Raw genomic sequence first — 14,199 nt, 5'->3', positions numbered from 1 at the left:
ATTTTAAAACAATGAAAAATCTAATTATTAAAACAGCAATGGTAGCCATTTTCGCTACCGCAACTTATGCAAAGGCACAATTTGTCGTAACCGATCCGGCTAACCTGGCATCTGGCATTTTGAACTCAGCCAATGAGATCGTGCAGACCTCATCAACCGTTTCCAACGTCGTCAAGAACTTCAACGAAGTGAAAAAAGTGTATGAACAGGGTAAGGAATATTACGACAAGCTGAAAGCCATCAACAATCTGGTCAAAGACGCCCGAAAGGTGCAGCAGACCGTACTGCTCGTCGGCGACGTGTCAGAGATCTATGTTACCAATTTCAGTAAGATGCTCAACGATCCCAATTTCAATGCGCAGGAACTGACGGCCATTGCGAACGGCTATTCAGCACTATTGACAGAAAGTACAGAACTGCTGAAAGAGCTGAAGGAGATTATCACCGCCAATGGGCTTTCTTTAAATGATAAAGAAAGGATGGATGTGATCGACCGGGTTTACAAAGAGGTTAAAGAATATCACAATCTGGTTAGATACTATACCAACAAGAATATTTCTGTCAGCTATTTGAGAGCAAAAAAACAGAACAACACTCAGCGGGTATTAGATCTTTACGGAACCTCAAACCAAAAATACTGGTAAGATGGAACCTACTAATCTACACGAAGTCCTTCGTTCAGTTTATGATGAGATGATGCCATTGTGTGCCGATATGGCTGCCGTGGCAAAAGGGGTTGCCGGCTTGGGCGCATTGTTCTATGTGGCTCTCAAGGTATGGCAGTCACTCAGCCGCGCTGAACCGATCGACCTATTTCCGATGCTGAGACCCTTTGCCATCGGTATTTGTATCATGTTCTTTTCAACATTGGTTCTGGGAAGTATCAATGGCGTGTTGAGTCCAATCGTTCAGGGAAGCCATTCCATGCTGGAGGATCAGGTTCTGGATCTGAACAAATTGCAGCAGAAAAAAGATCTTCTGGAACGGGAAGCTATGCTCAGGAATCCTGAGATGGCCTATCTGATCTCGGATGAGGAATTTGACAAGAAGCTTGACGAGCTCGGCTGGTCTCCATCGGACCTGGTGACGATGTCCGGAATGTACATCGAAAGGGAAATGTTCGATATTAAGAAACAGATCAGGGACGGTTTTCGAGAGTTCTTAGAAATCCTATTCCAGTCCGCAGCGTTGGTCATAGATACGATCCGGACCTTCTTTCTCATTGTACTTTCCATATTGGGACCCATTGCGTTTGCCATCTCCGTGTGGGATGGATTTCAGACCACGCTGACCCAATGGCTGACAAGATATATCAGTGTCTATCTGTGGTTGCCGGTTGCTGATATTTTCAGTTCAATCCTGGCCAAGATTCAAACACTCATCATTGAGAAAGATATTGAAATGCTGGCAGACCCCAATTTTATTCCTGATACTTCCAATACCGTGTACATCATCTATATGGTCATCGGTATTGTCGGATATTTTACGGTGCCAACGGTTACAGGATGGATCATTCAGGCAGGAGGAGCAGGAAACTTTATGCGTAATGTCAACCAGACCGCTACAAAATCAGGCAATATTGCAGGGGCTGCAGCAGGCTCGGCAACAGGGAATATCTCAGGCAGATTATTAAAATAAAAAAACGATCCAATGGAATTTAAAACTTTAAGAAATATAGAGAGCAGCTTCAAACAGATCCGATTATTCACATTTGTTTTTGCAGTGCTTTGTTTTGCAGTGGTAGGAATCGTTGTTTTCAAGTCCTATCAATTTGCCGAGGAACAGCGACAAAAGATCTATGTATTGGATAACGGCAAGTCGCTGATGGTGGCACTCTCACAGGATATGTCCATCAACAGACCTGTAGAAGCCAGAGAGCATGTAAGGCGATTTCATGAATTGTTCTTTACAGTGGCGCCGGATAAGAATGCGATTGAAAGCAATGTTAAAAGAGCTTTCAATCTGGCAGATCAGTCTGCATTCAACTATTACAAAGACCTGCAGGAAAAAGGTTATTACAACCGAATCATTTCCGGCAATATTCAGCAAAGGGTTGAGGTTGACAGTGTGGTGGCTGACTTCAACAATTATCCATATCAGGTTAAAACATTTGCCAGACAATTCATTATCCGATCTAGTAATCTGACGATACGTAGCCTGATCACCGACTGTTCACTGGTCAACTCAGTGCGGTCTGACAGCAATCCCCAGGGATTTACCATTGAAAAATTCAATGTCATTGAAAACAAAGATGTTGAAACTGTTGAACGTTAACAATAAGAACAATGAAAAAAATAAGAGAAACAATAGAACGTCATGTTTTAAAGGCCGATCAAAAATGGAAGGCGCTACCAGCGGCTCAGCAGAGGTTATTGACTAAGCTTTTTTTTGGATGTTATGCCGTGCTTACAGTTGTTGTGCTTTTCAGCATAGCGACTTCGACTGGAAATAAGAATAACACCATGTCGATCAGTCACATCACCACCATTTCAGACCGCGTTGATGTGGGAAATGCTGCAAATGATAGTCGCACGAATGCCCCGCTTAAAAGATAGACTTATGAAAGATTCAAATACAATTAAGATCACTGAAGGTGATTCACCGCAATTTGAGCAAGAACCAAAAAACTTTCAGAATTCACAGTGGGAGCGACTAAAGAAGCCGGTCATTTATTTTTTGATGGCAGCGGTTTGTGCAGGTTGTTTTTACCTCATTTTTAAGCCTAAGGAGAATAAAATCGTTGATGATTCCGGTTTTAATGCGGGTATCCCGCAGGCCAAGGATGATCAGCTGCAATCTGATAAACAGAAAGCCTATGAACAGCAGCTACTCGAGCAAAAAGATGAAGCGAAAAGGAATGCGATCACCACTTTATCGGATTACTGGTCTGACGAAAACAACCAGGGTAGTAATCCTGCTGGAAATTCTTTGACCGGCAGTTCGGACGGCCTTCCACCGTCTGATCAGAATGCTGTCAAGAGTTATCGTAATGCACAGCAAACATTGAGTTCCTTCTACAGTCGCGATGATCGTGAAGTAAATAACCTCAGAAATGAAATCTCCAGATTAAAGAATGAGGCTTCCCAGAACAATGCAGTCCCTGCTGGAATGGGCATCAACGACCAGCTGGAACTAATGGAGAAATCCTACCAGATGGCTGCCAAGTATCTTCCTGTTAATAATAAGGAGGAGGTATCAGTATCCGGAAAAGATGATGTGAAACCATCGACTCAAAAAGAAAAGCTTTTCACAGCAGCAAAACCAGTCCGTCAAAATGTTGTCTCATCCTTGTACAGGGAACCGTCAGACAGTGCATTTGTAACAGGTTTTAATCAACGTTTTTTTGGACCTGACCATGATCTTAAAGATGCAAGGCAAGTCGGTAATGCGATTAAAGGCACTGTGCAGGAAACAAAGACAATGACTTCTGAAAGTACTTTATCCATAAGACTTGTGGAAAATATGCGACTTGGCCGCAAGGAGATTCCCTCCGGAACCTTGCTTAAAGCTACAGGAAAGTTTCAGGGTGGGAGACTGCAGCTTATTATTTCATCCATCGAATATCAGGGCAGTATCTATCCCGTAGAAATCAATGTTTATGACAATGATGGTCAGCCAGGTTTGTATGTTCCATATTCACCGGAACAAAATGCCGTAACCGACATTGTGGGAAGTATGGGGCAAACCTCCGGCACCAACATCATGATGACCCAGTCAGCAGGACAACAGATCGCTGCAGACTTGAGCAGGGGGGTGGTTCAAGGCTTGTCGGGCTATTTCCAAAAACGAGTCCGACAGCCCAAAGTCACTGTAAAGTCTGGTCACCAGGTATTTCTGGTATCTAAAAAATAACAACAAAAATTAAAGAAAAATGAACAAAAATAAAAGTCATTATCTCTTGATAATTCTGTTTCTGCTCTTTGCGAGCAGATCGTCCGCTCAGGATTCTATCTTAAGTCATCTGCCATTGGAAGAGGCAAAATTAGAATCCTACAAAATGCAGGTCACGTACAACAAGACTTCCCATCTGCTGTTTCCTTCACCAATCCGCTACGTTGACCTCGGAAGTGATCTGTTGATCGCCAGTAAGGCTGATCCTATCGGAAATGTTCTTCGTGTCAAATCTGCCGTCAGGGATTTTGAAGAAGAAACGAATTTTTCGGTAATCACAGAGGATGGGAAGTTTTACAACTTTGATGTCTATTACAGTTCTTATCCGGACGTGCTCAGTTATGATTTGTTAAAGCAGCAAAGAAGCATGGAACAACAATATTCTACGGATGTTTTGTTTGAAGACCTCAAAGGAAGTTCGTCTTCCCTAACAGAACTGATCATGGAAAATTTGTATGAAAAAAGCCATAGAACGATCAAACACATTGCATCTAAAAGCTTTGGAATTCAGTTCTCAGTGAGGGCACTGCATGTCAATGACAACAAATACTATTTTACTTTACAGCTTAACAACAGCAGTAATGTAGCCTATGAAATCGAATGGGTCACTTTCAAAATTGTCGACAAGAAGATTTTAAAAAGAACCGTTGTGCAAGACAAACTGTTAGAGCCGATTAGGGTCAATATGCCGGTCACAACAGCTTTTCACCATTCCGACCTGATGGGAGTTTATTTATTGGATCAGTTTACCCTTTTGAAAGATCAGGTTTTAGAAATCGAAATTCTGGAAAAAAATGGTGGACGGCATCAGAAGGTAGCACTTGAAAATAAAGATCTCATCAATGCCAGATTGATCAGTGGTTTAACTATAAAATCGAGATAAGATGAAAAAGATATTTTTAATAATCATAGCACTACTTATGAATAGTAAGACTGGTGCTCAGCAAATGATCCCAAAGCAAAAAGGTTTAGAAGTGTCTTATTCCGTATTTCCGAAGTCTCCTGAGAAATACAATTATGCTTTAAGTGCAGGTCTAATTTCCTATGCTAAAAACGGTAATTATCTTTTCGGATTGGCGGAATACAACAGACAATATAGCGAATATACCCATTACGATATTCCGACTGATACGTTTTTGTTCAATGGAGGATATAGCCTTTATCTGTGGGGAGACCTGATGCGAAATGTCAATATCAATCTTGGTATAGGCGGGCTAGCAGGTTATGAACAGATCAATAAAGGAAATGAAATGATCGATGATGGCTCTAAAATTAATTCAACCGAGAATTTTATTTACGGTGCCAATGGTAAGCTGTCCTTGGAAAGCTACCTGACGGAACAACTGGTTTTTCTGGTCAATGGGCAATTACGTTATTTGCAGAATAGTGAGCTTGGACAGCTTCACGCTTTGTTTGGTTTTGGATTGCGATTTAATTTTTAAAAAGTGTAAAAAATGAAAAATGTCATCACCAAAAAATTATCAATATTGTTCCGGTATTCGCTGGTCATGTTTATCATCAGTTTGCTACTGAGTTCTTGTCAAGACAACGATCTGGAAATCCAGCAGGACTTTCCATTCGATGTTGAAATATTGCCTGTGCCTTCAGAGATCGCGGAAAATGAAACCGTAGAAATCCGGATATCACTTATTACTCTTTCAAATTTTAACGGCACAACATACAGTGTTCGTTACTTTCAGTTTGAAGGCTCCGGTCAACTTCGCTATTACAACGACGAGCCCTACCTGCCTAATGACGAATATCCATTAAAGCAAAAGCAATTCAGGCTTTACTACACCTCGCAAGCTTCAGAATCCCATCAGTTCAGTATTTGGATCAAAGATAGTTTTGGAAACGAACGAAGGATTGATTTTGAATTTGAATTTGACAATGCGTCATAAAAAATAACGTTGACTTACAGACGGCTTGGTGTAAAACCAAGCCGTTTTTTCATAACTAAAATCATAACGACATTCAGAGCAAAATCAGGTCAACAACGGACTGAATAAAGTTTCAGCCTCCTTACGCAGGAGATTGCAAATAAAAAATGAATTATCTGGGATCTAAAGTAAGACTATCCGAATTTATCTTCAATGTCATATCAAATTCTGTAGATCAAAAACTGTATGATTGCAGTTTCTTCGATCTGTTTGTAGGAAGCAGAGCAGTGGGAAATTTTTTTCATAATAAAGTTAAGAGTATTGGGTACAATGACCGTGAATATTACAGCTATATTCTCAATTCCGCATTTTACAGTGAAGTAAGCGAGGGTCAATACCAGTCGATGCTTGACGAACTCAATCAGTTAAAAGGGATGGAAGGATTTATATTTCAGGAATACTCGGAATCAGGAACGGCCCGGAGATTATATTTCTCGACAAACAATGGAAAGAAAATTGATGCGATGAGGCTGCATATTGAACAACTGTTTCAATGTTCTGAAATAAATGAAGACCTCTATATTTTGTTGATAGCGACACTTCTTGTCGCTGCAGATAAAATTGCCAATACTGCATCTGTGTATTGCGCTTACTTAAAAAAGTTGAAGAAAACAGCGACGTTTAATATTGCACTAAAACCCATTAAAAGGGCTGTGAGATTAATAGAGTATAAAGTCTACAAAGATGATAGCAATATGCTGATTAAAAATATCAAAGGAGACATATTATATCTGGATCCGCCGTACAATGGCAGAGAATACGGATTATACTATCATTTGCTCAATACCATTGCCATTTATGATACAAAATTTCAACCCAAAGGGAAGACCGGGATAAGATCCTATGAAACATCTAGATTCTGTCTGAAAAAAGAAGCGGATAAAGCGCTTCTCGAAATACTCACTAGTGCTGATTTTAAGCATATATTTCTAAGCTATAATAATGAGGGTTTCATTTCATCATCCCGAATAAAAGAGATGATGACGGGTTTGGGGCATTATCAATTCTCATCTATAAAATACCCAAAGTTTAAAAGTCATAGAGATGATAGAAAGTCGTATACCGAGGAATCTCTACATCATTTAATCAAATATTAAATGGATAACATTCAGCAACTTTTTTGAATGGGGAAGGTCTTGGCCCAGAAATTCAAATGGGTTGCTTCAATACTATGAAAAAATGTTTTCGCCCGCAGAAAGAAATTATTTTTTCGTCGTCAGTCAAAGAAAGATCAAGCTATGGTTATAGGAATATCTATGCCTTATTGATCCTTAGAGATATGCTTGAATATTTGTAGATTTACTAGACAAAAAAATAAACAGGAAAGAACCCGAATGTCAAACGATATAATCACCTATAAATTCAGAAATAATTTACCCCTCGAATTTGAGATCGTGGACGTAGCACAATTATATCAACAAAAGTACAATATGCTTGTCAATCCGCACCGTACAGGATTTTTCCATATTTTGTGGATTACAAAAGGTCAAACGACGCATACTGTTGATTTTAATACGGTTACTCTAAATGAAAATTCTCTTCTTTTTCTCAATAAGGACATTGTGCACTCATACAGTTCCGTACCATTCGAAGGGAAATCAATTCTTTTTACAGAGGATTTTTTTTGTAGGACTCTTTCAGATATTCAGCTGCTTAAAAATTCTCTGGTATTCAATAATACGTATGGTGTTTCATCCATTGAATTAGGATCAGAAAATAGATCTGCCTTCAAGAACCTTACTGCCTTAATAGAGCAGGAAATAAAAAAAGGAAAAGATGACTTCACGCCTGAAATATTAAAAAATCATTTGCATTCCATTATACTCATTGCAGAAAGGGAACTCACCAATAAGAATGCACATAAAATTATCAAAGGACCGGATTCTGACTATGTGATACTGCTGAGGGACTTATTGGAAGATAATTTTAAGCTACAAAAACAGGTGAAGTTTTATGCCTCAGGTTTAAGTGTTACTGAAAAAAGACTTAACGCTGCCACTTCAAAGGTGCTTGGAAAAACCGTCAAGCAGATTATTGATGATAGGATTATGCTGGAGGCAAAGCGTCTTTTAGGACATACGAATGACAGCATAAAAACAATTGGGTACATATTGGGATTTGACGAGCCCACCAATTTCATCAAATATTTTAAAAAGCATCACAATGCCACACCGGTAGAATTCAGAGAAAGTCTGTAATTCAGATTAATTGTTCCGGGAAATAATACGATGGCGTAAAAGTATCACTTAAAGTCCCATTTGCACCTTTTCCATTTTTAGGTTTCTTTGCAATTTTGTACCATAATTTAAATCAATGAAAATGTACAAAATAATATTGACTGCAGCGATGATCATCGGAGTTGGATCTACCAGCATTCTGGCTCAAAGTAAATCTAATAGTAAAACAAAAAATACTTTAAAAATGGATAATAAACAAAAAGTAGTAGACCTCTTGAAGTCTATTGAAACAGGGGCGTCTGAACCTGTAGCTTACATCAACCCAAACAAATATATTCAACACAACTTAGGAGCTGCTGACGGGCTTGCAGGCTTCGGTGCTTTGCTTCAGTCTCTACCTGCCAATTCGGCAAAAGTGAATACCGTTCGTGTATTTCAGGATGGCAATTTTGTTTTTGCACATACAGATTACAACTTTTTCGGACCAAAGATAGGCTTTGATATTTTCCGTTTTGAAGATGGAAAAATTGTGGAGCATTGGGACAATTTGCAGGAGACTGCAAAACCAAATCCGAGCGGACACACGATGACCGACGGAGCTACGGAAGTCAAAGACCTGAACAAAACGGAAGCGAACAAAGTTGTGGTTAAGAATTTTGTGGAAGATATTCTGGTTAATGGTAACATGGAAAAACTGGCAGGATATTTTGACGGAGACAACTATATTCAGCATAATCCGAATATTCCCGATCAGCTGTCAGGACTTGGCGCAACTTTGGGCGAACTGGCAAAGCAAGGGATATTTATGAAATATGACAAGATCCACAGAGTTTTGGGTGAAGGTAATTTCGTTCTGGTTGTGAGTGAAGGTCATTTCGGAAAAAGCCATAACTCTTTTTATGACCTTTTCCGTGTGGAAAACGGGAAGATTGCGGAGCATTGGGATGTCATAGAACCAATCGCACCGAAAGAAAGCTGGAAAAACAACAACGGTAAATTTTAAGTTTTTGAAATTTAATTAAATAAAAGGGGCTGAATGTAAATATTCAGCTCTTTTTTATTTATTTAAATCCTTTTGCAGTCGATAAAAATCAGAATAGTTTTAATAATTTTATAACACAGATAAAGCAATTTTATGGATATAGAAAACGATAACAAGAAAAACGTGATGGCATTTTATGACCTGATGTTCAACCAATGCAGACCGGAAGAAGCAATTTCAAATTATGCCGGAGACACTTACATACAGCACAATCCGCACGTCGGGGACGGCAAGGAAGCATTCATCGATTATTTCAACAGAATGGCGACAGAATATCCCGGAAAGAAAGTCATTATCAAAAAGGCCATTGCCGAGGATAATCTTGTAGTCCTTCATTGCCACCAGATTTGGCCTGGAGATCAAGACTATGCGGGAATGGATATTTTCCGTCTGGATGAAGAAGGTAAAATAGTAGAACACTGGGATGTCCTACAAGTAATCCCTATGACCTCTGCCAATGACAATACAATGTTCTAGATAATTATAAATGTTAAAAAAAACGATCAAGCAACCTAATTATTTTCTCTTGATCGTTTTTTAAGATTAAACAAATTTTAATAACAAAAAAGTATAGTAAAGTCTTATTGCGTGACGAGGCTGAAAGAATTAGTTTTCATTTGGACTATTTTTTAAAATTGATTTCTTAGAATTTCTGTCGTAATTAATCTTGTAACCATTGGAATGAACAATGGTTTCAAGCGAATTTCTTGCCTTCCTCAAATCTTCATCGTCAGGTCGGGTCATATTTAGGAGATGAAGATTTTCAAATTCTTTGATTATGTTTCCAATGATGCACAAAGCTTTGTATTCAGTTTTTTTTGTAAGGATGCTCATTTTGATGGTTTTTAAGTAATAATAATTTGCTGTACACATCAGTCCAATAGGCTTTTTGTTTTTTATCGAAGCCTGCGAAGATTTTATCTTTGTGTTCATAATTTTTAAGATTCTCAGCCTGTTGAATGGCTTTTTCCAAATCGGTCACCTCAATATTTTTTCCGTGTAAATCCTTGATTTTCAGAAAAGTTATTTTTAAAGATAACCGCCTATAGAGGCGGCTATCTGAGTGATTAATTCAGAGTGAAAATATTCTGTCCGTCTTTAGCAAATCCGGTACACAACACAAAAGCTTTTTGAGATTTCAGTTGTGCAGTTCCTCCTAAGACAATGGACTGAAGTTTTGCTTCGTTGTCCTTGTAATTTCGGACATTCTGAAAATAACCAGTAACCGCGTTGTATGCGCCAAACAAAGTTCCCTTCGTCGTTTCCATCTGTTGGGTGTCATTCATCATCGCATAGGCAAAGGCATCATCCACGGTGTTTTTAAATACGGTGGACAGATCGTCAACATTTCCTTTCTGCAAATGGTTTAGGGTTTCTTTATTGGGGCAAAGTGCCAACTGAATCAATTTTTTAATCTCGTCATCACCGACCGTGATCTTTGCCCAATGGTTAAAGGTGCTTTCCAATTCATTACTCAATTTATTCGCTAATCCCATCACTTTGTAGGCATCCTCCAAACGTTGTTTTGCCCCTGCGGTGTGTCTGATTCGCATAACATTACTCATGTTTTTTAGGGAAGCATTCAAGGTATTTTGACAGACAATGCGGACGGGGGTAAATGCGGCTGTAATACTTCCGCTTCCATCGTGGGAGGTGGTTAGGAAAATATATTTTTCCGTAATATCGTCACCATTTCCAACACGGATGTAATCGGGTAATTTAGCCGTGATAAAAATGCGTTCCCCATTTCCTAAAGCTCCTGCAGTCTCGTATAAGATTCCATCTCCACCGCCTACAATAGAATCAAAAAATGAAAAGGCTTCACGGTTTTGTACGATATGGTAATCTCTGCCGACCACGCCTAAAACGGAGTTGTTATCGGTACGGATATTGGCAAAGTAGTTTGGGACTTCCAATTCTGAATCGGTTATTTCTATTCCGTTGCTGTTTTCAATTATGCCTACACCTTTTATAAATAGGGGAGACTTTTCTACCTCGTAGTTAAGTCCCGCAAATTTGATGGCTTCCTCACTAGTCGGGTATTCCTGTACGATCTGCCCCAAGTTATGCCATGCTTTTTCCTTTACGCTGAAAAATGAATATTTTCCTGTTCTGTTATTGAAATTTAAATTATGTGCCATGATGTTGATATTTTGTTTGTTAGAGAATTTTGTTTGGTTGTTTTAAAATGGGAGGTCATCATCCTTGTCGCTGGAACTAGAATTAGAAATTTTCTTGTCAACTGTGTTATTCGACTCAGCAGACTTGTTTTCAGTTCGCTTATTACTGCTGTGAACCTTGATCTGTGAGGTGTGGAAATTCAAACCAGCGTGGGGTTCTCCGTCTTTTCCCAACCATGCAGAGGTGTATGCTCTTCCGCTTAATTCTACCAAAGTGCCTTTTGTTAAAAAGTCAGCAACTTTTGGAGAGATCCAGTATGCGCATTCGAAATACGTGGTCTGTTCGATTCGTTCGCCTTGTTTGTTGCGATAGTTGTCGTTTGTAGCAACTGAAAAATTAACTACCTGTTTTTCATTTGGCAAGTGGCGCACTTCCGCATCCCTTGTCAGTCTTCCGATAATGTTCATAATCGTTGGTTTTAAAGATTGTACATTTTGATCTGTTCTCAATCTCTTCTCCGACCTATCCCCTAAAAGCCTTTCAGGCTTCGCTGAATATTTTTCAAAAGAAAAACCGGAAAAAAGAAAGCAGATAATCTTAGCGGGCAAAGGGAAAAGCCAAAAGGAAACGGAATAATTGGAGGGTACCTTCAGGGAGGAAACCGTTTATGCCGTAGTCTTTTGGCTGGGTGAAGAAATGGATGACCGATATACCTTAGCTGCCTTTTTACCGGTTTATTTTGAGAATTTTTATTGAGCTTTACCACACATATTTAATATAAAATTTAAGTGGATAACTTTGGTGTATTTTATTAAATGTCTATTTTTATACTACAAGAAAAATAAATGATAAATACCGATCAGCCTATTAACAACCCTGCAAATGACAAACTTGGAAGGACAGCTTTTGCTACCGAAATTGCATCTGGATTAGTTAATTCCTTTAAAGATAATAACGAAAGTATAGTCATTGGACTAAGCGGAAACTGGGGATCTGGAAAATCCACATTAGTTAATTTTATAGTGGCTGAAATAGAAAAAATATCTAAGGACCAAGAGCAAGATATTATTGTTTTAAGATTTAATCCTTGGATGTTTACTGGGCAAAAGGAATTACAGAATATATTTCTAAAAGAATTGTTAACAAAATTTAAAACTAATCAAACGAAACTTAAAGATTTATCTGAAAAGCTTTCAGAATTTTTAGGACATCTGACTTGGCTTAAATACCTTCACGGAGGAACCAGTGAGGCTGTAAAAGATGTCAAGGATTTTCTGGACGGTGTAAATAAGGAAAAAGATATTACTGAACTAAAACAGGAAATTGACAAATTACTTATTGAATCAAAGGTAAAACTATACATCACTATAGATGATATTGATCGCCTGACTCCGAATGAAATTACAGATATTTTTCAACTCGTAAAACTAAATGGTAATTTTGCAAACACCATTTTTTTACTTGCATATGATCAAAGAGTAGTAACTCAAGCGCTCACTAAACAGTTCGGCGAAAATGGTAATAGGTACATTGATAAAATTGTGCAAGTAGATTATACCATACCTAATATTTCAAGAGATACAATTGCCCGAATATTAGTAGATACATTATTAAATTTATTCCCTGCTGGAGACTTAAAAAATCTTCTTGAAAAAGAAATAGAATCTATAAAAGAACAAAGTTTTGTGAAATATTTTACATCATTGAGAGATGTATATAGATTTACAAATAGTCTGAAATTAAGATTATCGTCTGTTTATACTGATCTTAACCTTTTTGACTTCTTAAGAATCGAAGCCTTAAGAATTTTTAATTTTGATGCGTACGAATACATTCTCAATTATAAAGAAGAGTTAATTGCAAAAAAAGATAATTCTAACAATACATTTGGTATTCAGCCTGCAGAAAAAGAAACCATAATAAATGCAACAATATTCGATGCTCTAACGAAAACAGTTTTATTAGAGCTTTTTGACATTCGTGATTTCGGGTTCCATCAAAATATGGACGAAGAGCAATTGATTAAAAGCAGACGTGCTGCTAATAAACATTTTTTTGATCGCTATTTTAATCTGCAGCTAGGAGATTTTGATATTCCGGAAAAAATCTTTGATCAATTCATAAATGATTCTTCGATCGAACAAAAAGAAATAATTATAGAGCAAATAAATGAGAAGAATAACTTGGTTAAATTTCTTCGTTGGGTAGAATTAAAATGTCATGAAGTTGAAATAGAAAAGATAAAAGCTATTTTTACCTCAGCTTTGAATGTTTGTGAAAGATCTGAATATTCGAGAAACAGCTATTTCGGCTTTGGATCTGACTTTAACTTTCTAATTAACTTTTGCCACAAGCTGCTGGAAAAAGTTAATGGCATTGAAGAAAAGCGAAATATTATTTTGGATAGGCTACGTTCGAAAAACGGTAGTTTCACTTTTGTAGATTATTATTTGACTGACACTGTATTGTTGGTGAAAATCAAAGGCGATGAAGGTAAATCAACATATAACTATCTTTGGAATACCCTACATACAGGGACTGAAGAAAATGATAAGGTTTTTTTCGATGAGATATTACAATTTCAGAAGGACTCAGTTTTATTTCTGTTTAAAGGATATATAGAGGATGATACGATTTTGAACGATGATCAGTTAACAATGATTTTACCTTTAATGGAAAAATATCATCCCGATGTATTTAATACCGAGTTTGCAAAGCTAATAGAAAATGATAAAAAATTACTACATTATATTTGGCTATCAGTAAGACGGGTATATAGGACTTCCGTGACGGGCACTTCTTTTCAACTGTCCGATTCTCAATTTCTGCCAGGACTTAATAAAGAACAGACAAAAGAACGGTTGGAAAATACGGATCTTAGTAGCTTGGAGGAAGACGAAAAAAAGGTTTTAGATTTATATATGAAAGCCTATACGGACGGCTTTCAAGAACAACTTTTTTATGACATTGATGATCTTACAAAAGTTATTGAGTATTAATGTGAAAGAACGTTCCAATTTTTTAAAAG

16 protein-coding genes are annotated in these 14,199 nt (G+C 37.8%); 13 read left to right on the top strand and 3 right to left on the bottom strand.

The genetic code is table 11. The annotated features are described in order from the left end of the window. Positions 1-11 precede the first annotated feature (11 nt). From ASG31_RS18035 to ASG31_RS17980, 12 genes are all read left to right on the top strand, one after another. Positions 12-644: a DUF4141 domain-containing protein gene (locus tag ASG31_RS18035; protein ID WP_056036172.1), complete on the top strand. Its 633-nt coding sequence runs from the start codon at positions 12-14 to the stop codon at positions 642-644. 1 nt (position 645) lies between these two features. Next, complete coding sequence (gene traJ / locus ASG31_RS18030) at positions 646-1,638, top strand: conjugative transposon protein TraJ (protein WP_056036169.1); 993 nt, start codon at positions 646-648, stop codon at positions 1,636-1,638. Positions 1,639-1,650: 12 nt separating this feature from the next. Beyond that, the gene (gene traK, locus ASG31_RS18025; protein WP_056036166.1) at positions 1,651-2,274 is read left to right on the top strand and encodes a conjugative transposon protein TraK; all 624 of its coding nucleotides are present in this window, start codon (positions 1,651-1,653) and stop codon (positions 2,272-2,274) included. A gap of 11 nt (positions 2,275-2,285) precedes the next feature. Then, the gene (locus tag ASG31_RS18020; protein ID WP_056036164.1) at positions 2,286-2,555 is read left to right on the top strand and encodes a hypothetical protein; all 270 of its coding nucleotides are present in this window, start codon (positions 2,286-2,288) and stop codon (positions 2,553-2,555) included. A 4-nt stretch (positions 2,556-2,559) separates the two neighbouring features. Further along, positions 2,560-3,852 carry a conjugative transposon protein TraM gene (gene traM, locus ASG31_RS18015; RefSeq protein WP_056036162.1) on the top strand — a complete coding sequence of 431 codons (1,293 nt, stop codon included), beginning with the start codon at positions 2,560-2,562 and terminating at the stop codon, positions 3,850-3,852. A 19-nt stretch (positions 3,853-3,871) separates the two neighbouring features. Next, complete coding sequence (traN, locus tag ASG31_RS18010) at positions 3,872-4,774, top strand: conjugative transposon protein TraN (protein ID WP_056036159.1); 903 nt, start codon at positions 3,872-3,874, stop codon at positions 4,772-4,774. A gap of 37 nt (positions 4,775-4,811) precedes the next feature. Next, a complete protein-coding gene (locus ASG31_RS18005) occupies positions 4,812-5,333 on the top strand; it encodes a conjugal transfer protein TraO (protein WP_231433804.1) in 522 nt (173 codons plus the stop codon). A 12-nt stretch (positions 5,334-5,345) separates the two neighbouring features. After that, positions 5,346-5,792 carry a TraQ conjugal transfer family protein gene (locus ASG31_RS18000; RefSeq protein ID WP_056036153.1) on the top strand — a complete coding sequence of 149 codons (447 nt, stop codon included), beginning with the start codon at positions 5,346-5,348 and terminating at the stop codon, positions 5,790-5,792. A 146-nt stretch (positions 5,793-5,938) separates the two neighbouring features. Then, positions 5,939-6,928 carry a DNA adenine methylase gene (locus ASG31_RS17995; protein WP_056036150.1) on the top strand — a complete coding sequence of 330 codons (990 nt, stop codon included), beginning with the start codon at positions 5,939-5,941 and terminating at the stop codon, positions 6,926-6,928. Positions 6,929-7,165: 237 nt separating this feature from the next. Further along, positions 7,166-8,029 (top strand): AraC family transcriptional regulator, encoded by an 864-nt coding sequence (locus ASG31_RS17990; protein ID WP_056036147.1) that lies wholly within the window; start codon positions 7,166-7,168, stop codon positions 8,027-8,029. A gap of 121 nt (positions 8,030-8,150) precedes the next feature. Next, the gene (locus ASG31_RS17985; RefSeq protein ID WP_082504634.1) at positions 8,151-9,011 is read left to right on the top strand and encodes a nuclear transport factor 2 family protein; all 861 of its coding nucleotides are present in this window, start codon (positions 8,151-8,153) and stop codon (positions 9,009-9,011) included. Between the two features lie 132 nt (positions 9,012-9,143). Beyond that, entirely contained in the window at positions 9,144-9,527 is a 384-nt protein-coding gene (locus ASG31_RS17980) for a nuclear transport factor 2 family protein (protein WP_056036145.1), read from the top strand. Between the two features lie 129 nt (positions 9,528-9,656). Here the strand turns inward: ASG31_RS17980 and ASG31_RS18620 are convergent, their stop codons facing one another. The 3 genes from ASG31_RS18620 to ASG31_RS17965 form a co-directional block, all read right to left on the bottom strand. After that, positions 9,657-9,983: a hypothetical protein gene (locus ASG31_RS18620; protein ID WP_056036142.1), complete on the bottom strand. Its 327-nt coding sequence runs from the start codon at positions 9,981-9,983 to the stop codon at positions 9,657-9,659. Positions 9,984-10,117: 134 nt separating this feature from the next. Continuing rightward, a complete protein-coding gene (locus tag ASG31_RS17970) occupies positions 10,118-11,191 on the bottom strand; it encodes a DUF932 domain-containing protein (protein ID WP_056036138.1) in 1,074 nt (357 codons plus the stop codon). Between the two features lie 42 nt (positions 11,192-11,233). Further along, complete coding sequence (locus ASG31_RS17965; protein WP_056036220.1) at positions 11,234-11,638, bottom strand: single-stranded DNA-binding protein; 405 nt, start codon at positions 11,636-11,638, stop codon at positions 11,234-11,236. Positions 11,639-12,016: 378 nt separating this feature from the next. Between ASG31_RS17965 and ASG31_RS17960 the strand changes: the two genes are divergently transcribed. Beyond that, positions 12,017-14,170, top strand: a complete 2,154-nt coding sequence (locus tag ASG31_RS17960) for a P-loop NTPase fold protein (protein WP_056036135.1) — start codon at positions 12,017-12,019, stop codon at positions 14,168-14,170. Positions 14,171-14,199: the final 29 nt, after the last annotated feature.

The organism is Chryseobacterium sp. Leaf404 (genome assembly GCF_001424145.1).
Lineage (GTDB): Bacteria > Bacteroidota > Bacteroidia > Flavobacteriales > Weeksellaceae > Chryseobacterium.
Note: the sequence above shows the minus strand (reverse complement) of the source record. Positions and strands in the feature narration are given on the sequence as shown.

Excerpts from the sequence above, each read along its gene's own strand:
- ASG31_RS17980 (WP_056036145.1), top strand. The coding sequence starts at position 9,144 with ATGGATATAGAAAACGATAACAAGAAAAACGTGATGGCATTTTATGAC.
- traJ (WP_056036169.1), top strand. The coding sequence starts at position 646 with ATGGAACCTACTAATCTACACGAAGTCCTTCGTTCAGTTTATGATGAG.
- ASG31_RS17970 (WP_056036138.1), bottom strand. The coding sequence starts at position 11,191 with ATGGCACATAATTTAAATTTCAATAACAGAACAGGAAAATATTCATTT.
- ASG31_RS17960 (WP_056036135.1), top strand. The coding sequence starts at position 12,017 with ATGATAAATACCGATCAGCCTATTAACAACCCTGCAAATGACAAACTT.
- ASG31_RS17995 (WP_056036150.1), top strand. The coding sequence starts at position 5,939 with ATGAATTATCTGGGATCTAAAGTAAGACTATCCGAATTTATCTTCAAT.
- ASG31_RS18005 (WP_231433804.1), top strand. The coding sequence starts at position 4,812 with ATGAATAGTAAGACTGGTGCTCAGCAAATGATCCCAAAGCAAAAAGGT.
- ASG31_RS17990 (WP_056036147.1), top strand. The coding sequence starts at position 7,166 with ATGTCAAACGATATAATCACCTATAAATTCAGAAATAATTTACCCCTC.
- ASG31_RS17965 (WP_056036220.1), bottom strand. The coding sequence starts at position 11,638 with ATGAACATTATCGGAAGACTGACAAGGGATGCGGAAGTGCGCCACTTG.
- traM (WP_056036162.1), top strand. The coding sequence starts at position 2,560 with ATGAAAGATTCAAATACAATTAAGATCACTGAAGGTGATTCACCGCAA.
- ASG31_RS18000 (WP_056036153.1), top strand. The coding sequence starts at position 5,346 with ATGAAAAATGTCATCACCAAAAAATTATCAATATTGTTCCGGTATTCG.
- traN (WP_056036159.1), top strand. The coding sequence starts at position 3,872 with ATGAACAAAAATAAAAGTCATTATCTCTTGATAATTCTGTTTCTGCTC.
- ASG31_RS18035 (WP_056036172.1), top strand. The coding sequence starts at position 12 with ATGAAAAATCTAATTATTAAAACAGCAATGGTAGCCATTTTCGCTACC.
- traK (WP_056036166.1), top strand. The coding sequence starts at position 1,651 with ATGGAATTTAAAACTTTAAGAAATATAGAGAGCAGCTTCAAACAGATC.
- ASG31_RS18020 (WP_056036164.1), top strand. The coding sequence starts at position 2,286 with ATGAAAAAAATAAGAGAAACAATAGAACGTCATGTTTTAAAGGCCGAT.
- ASG31_RS17985 (WP_082504634.1), top strand. The coding sequence starts at position 8,151 with ATGTACAAAATAATATTGACTGCAGCGATGATCATCGGAGTTGGATCT.
- ASG31_RS18620 (WP_056036142.1), bottom strand. The coding sequence starts at position 9,983 with ATGAACACAAAGATAAAATCTTCGCAGGCTTCGATAAAAAACAAAAAG.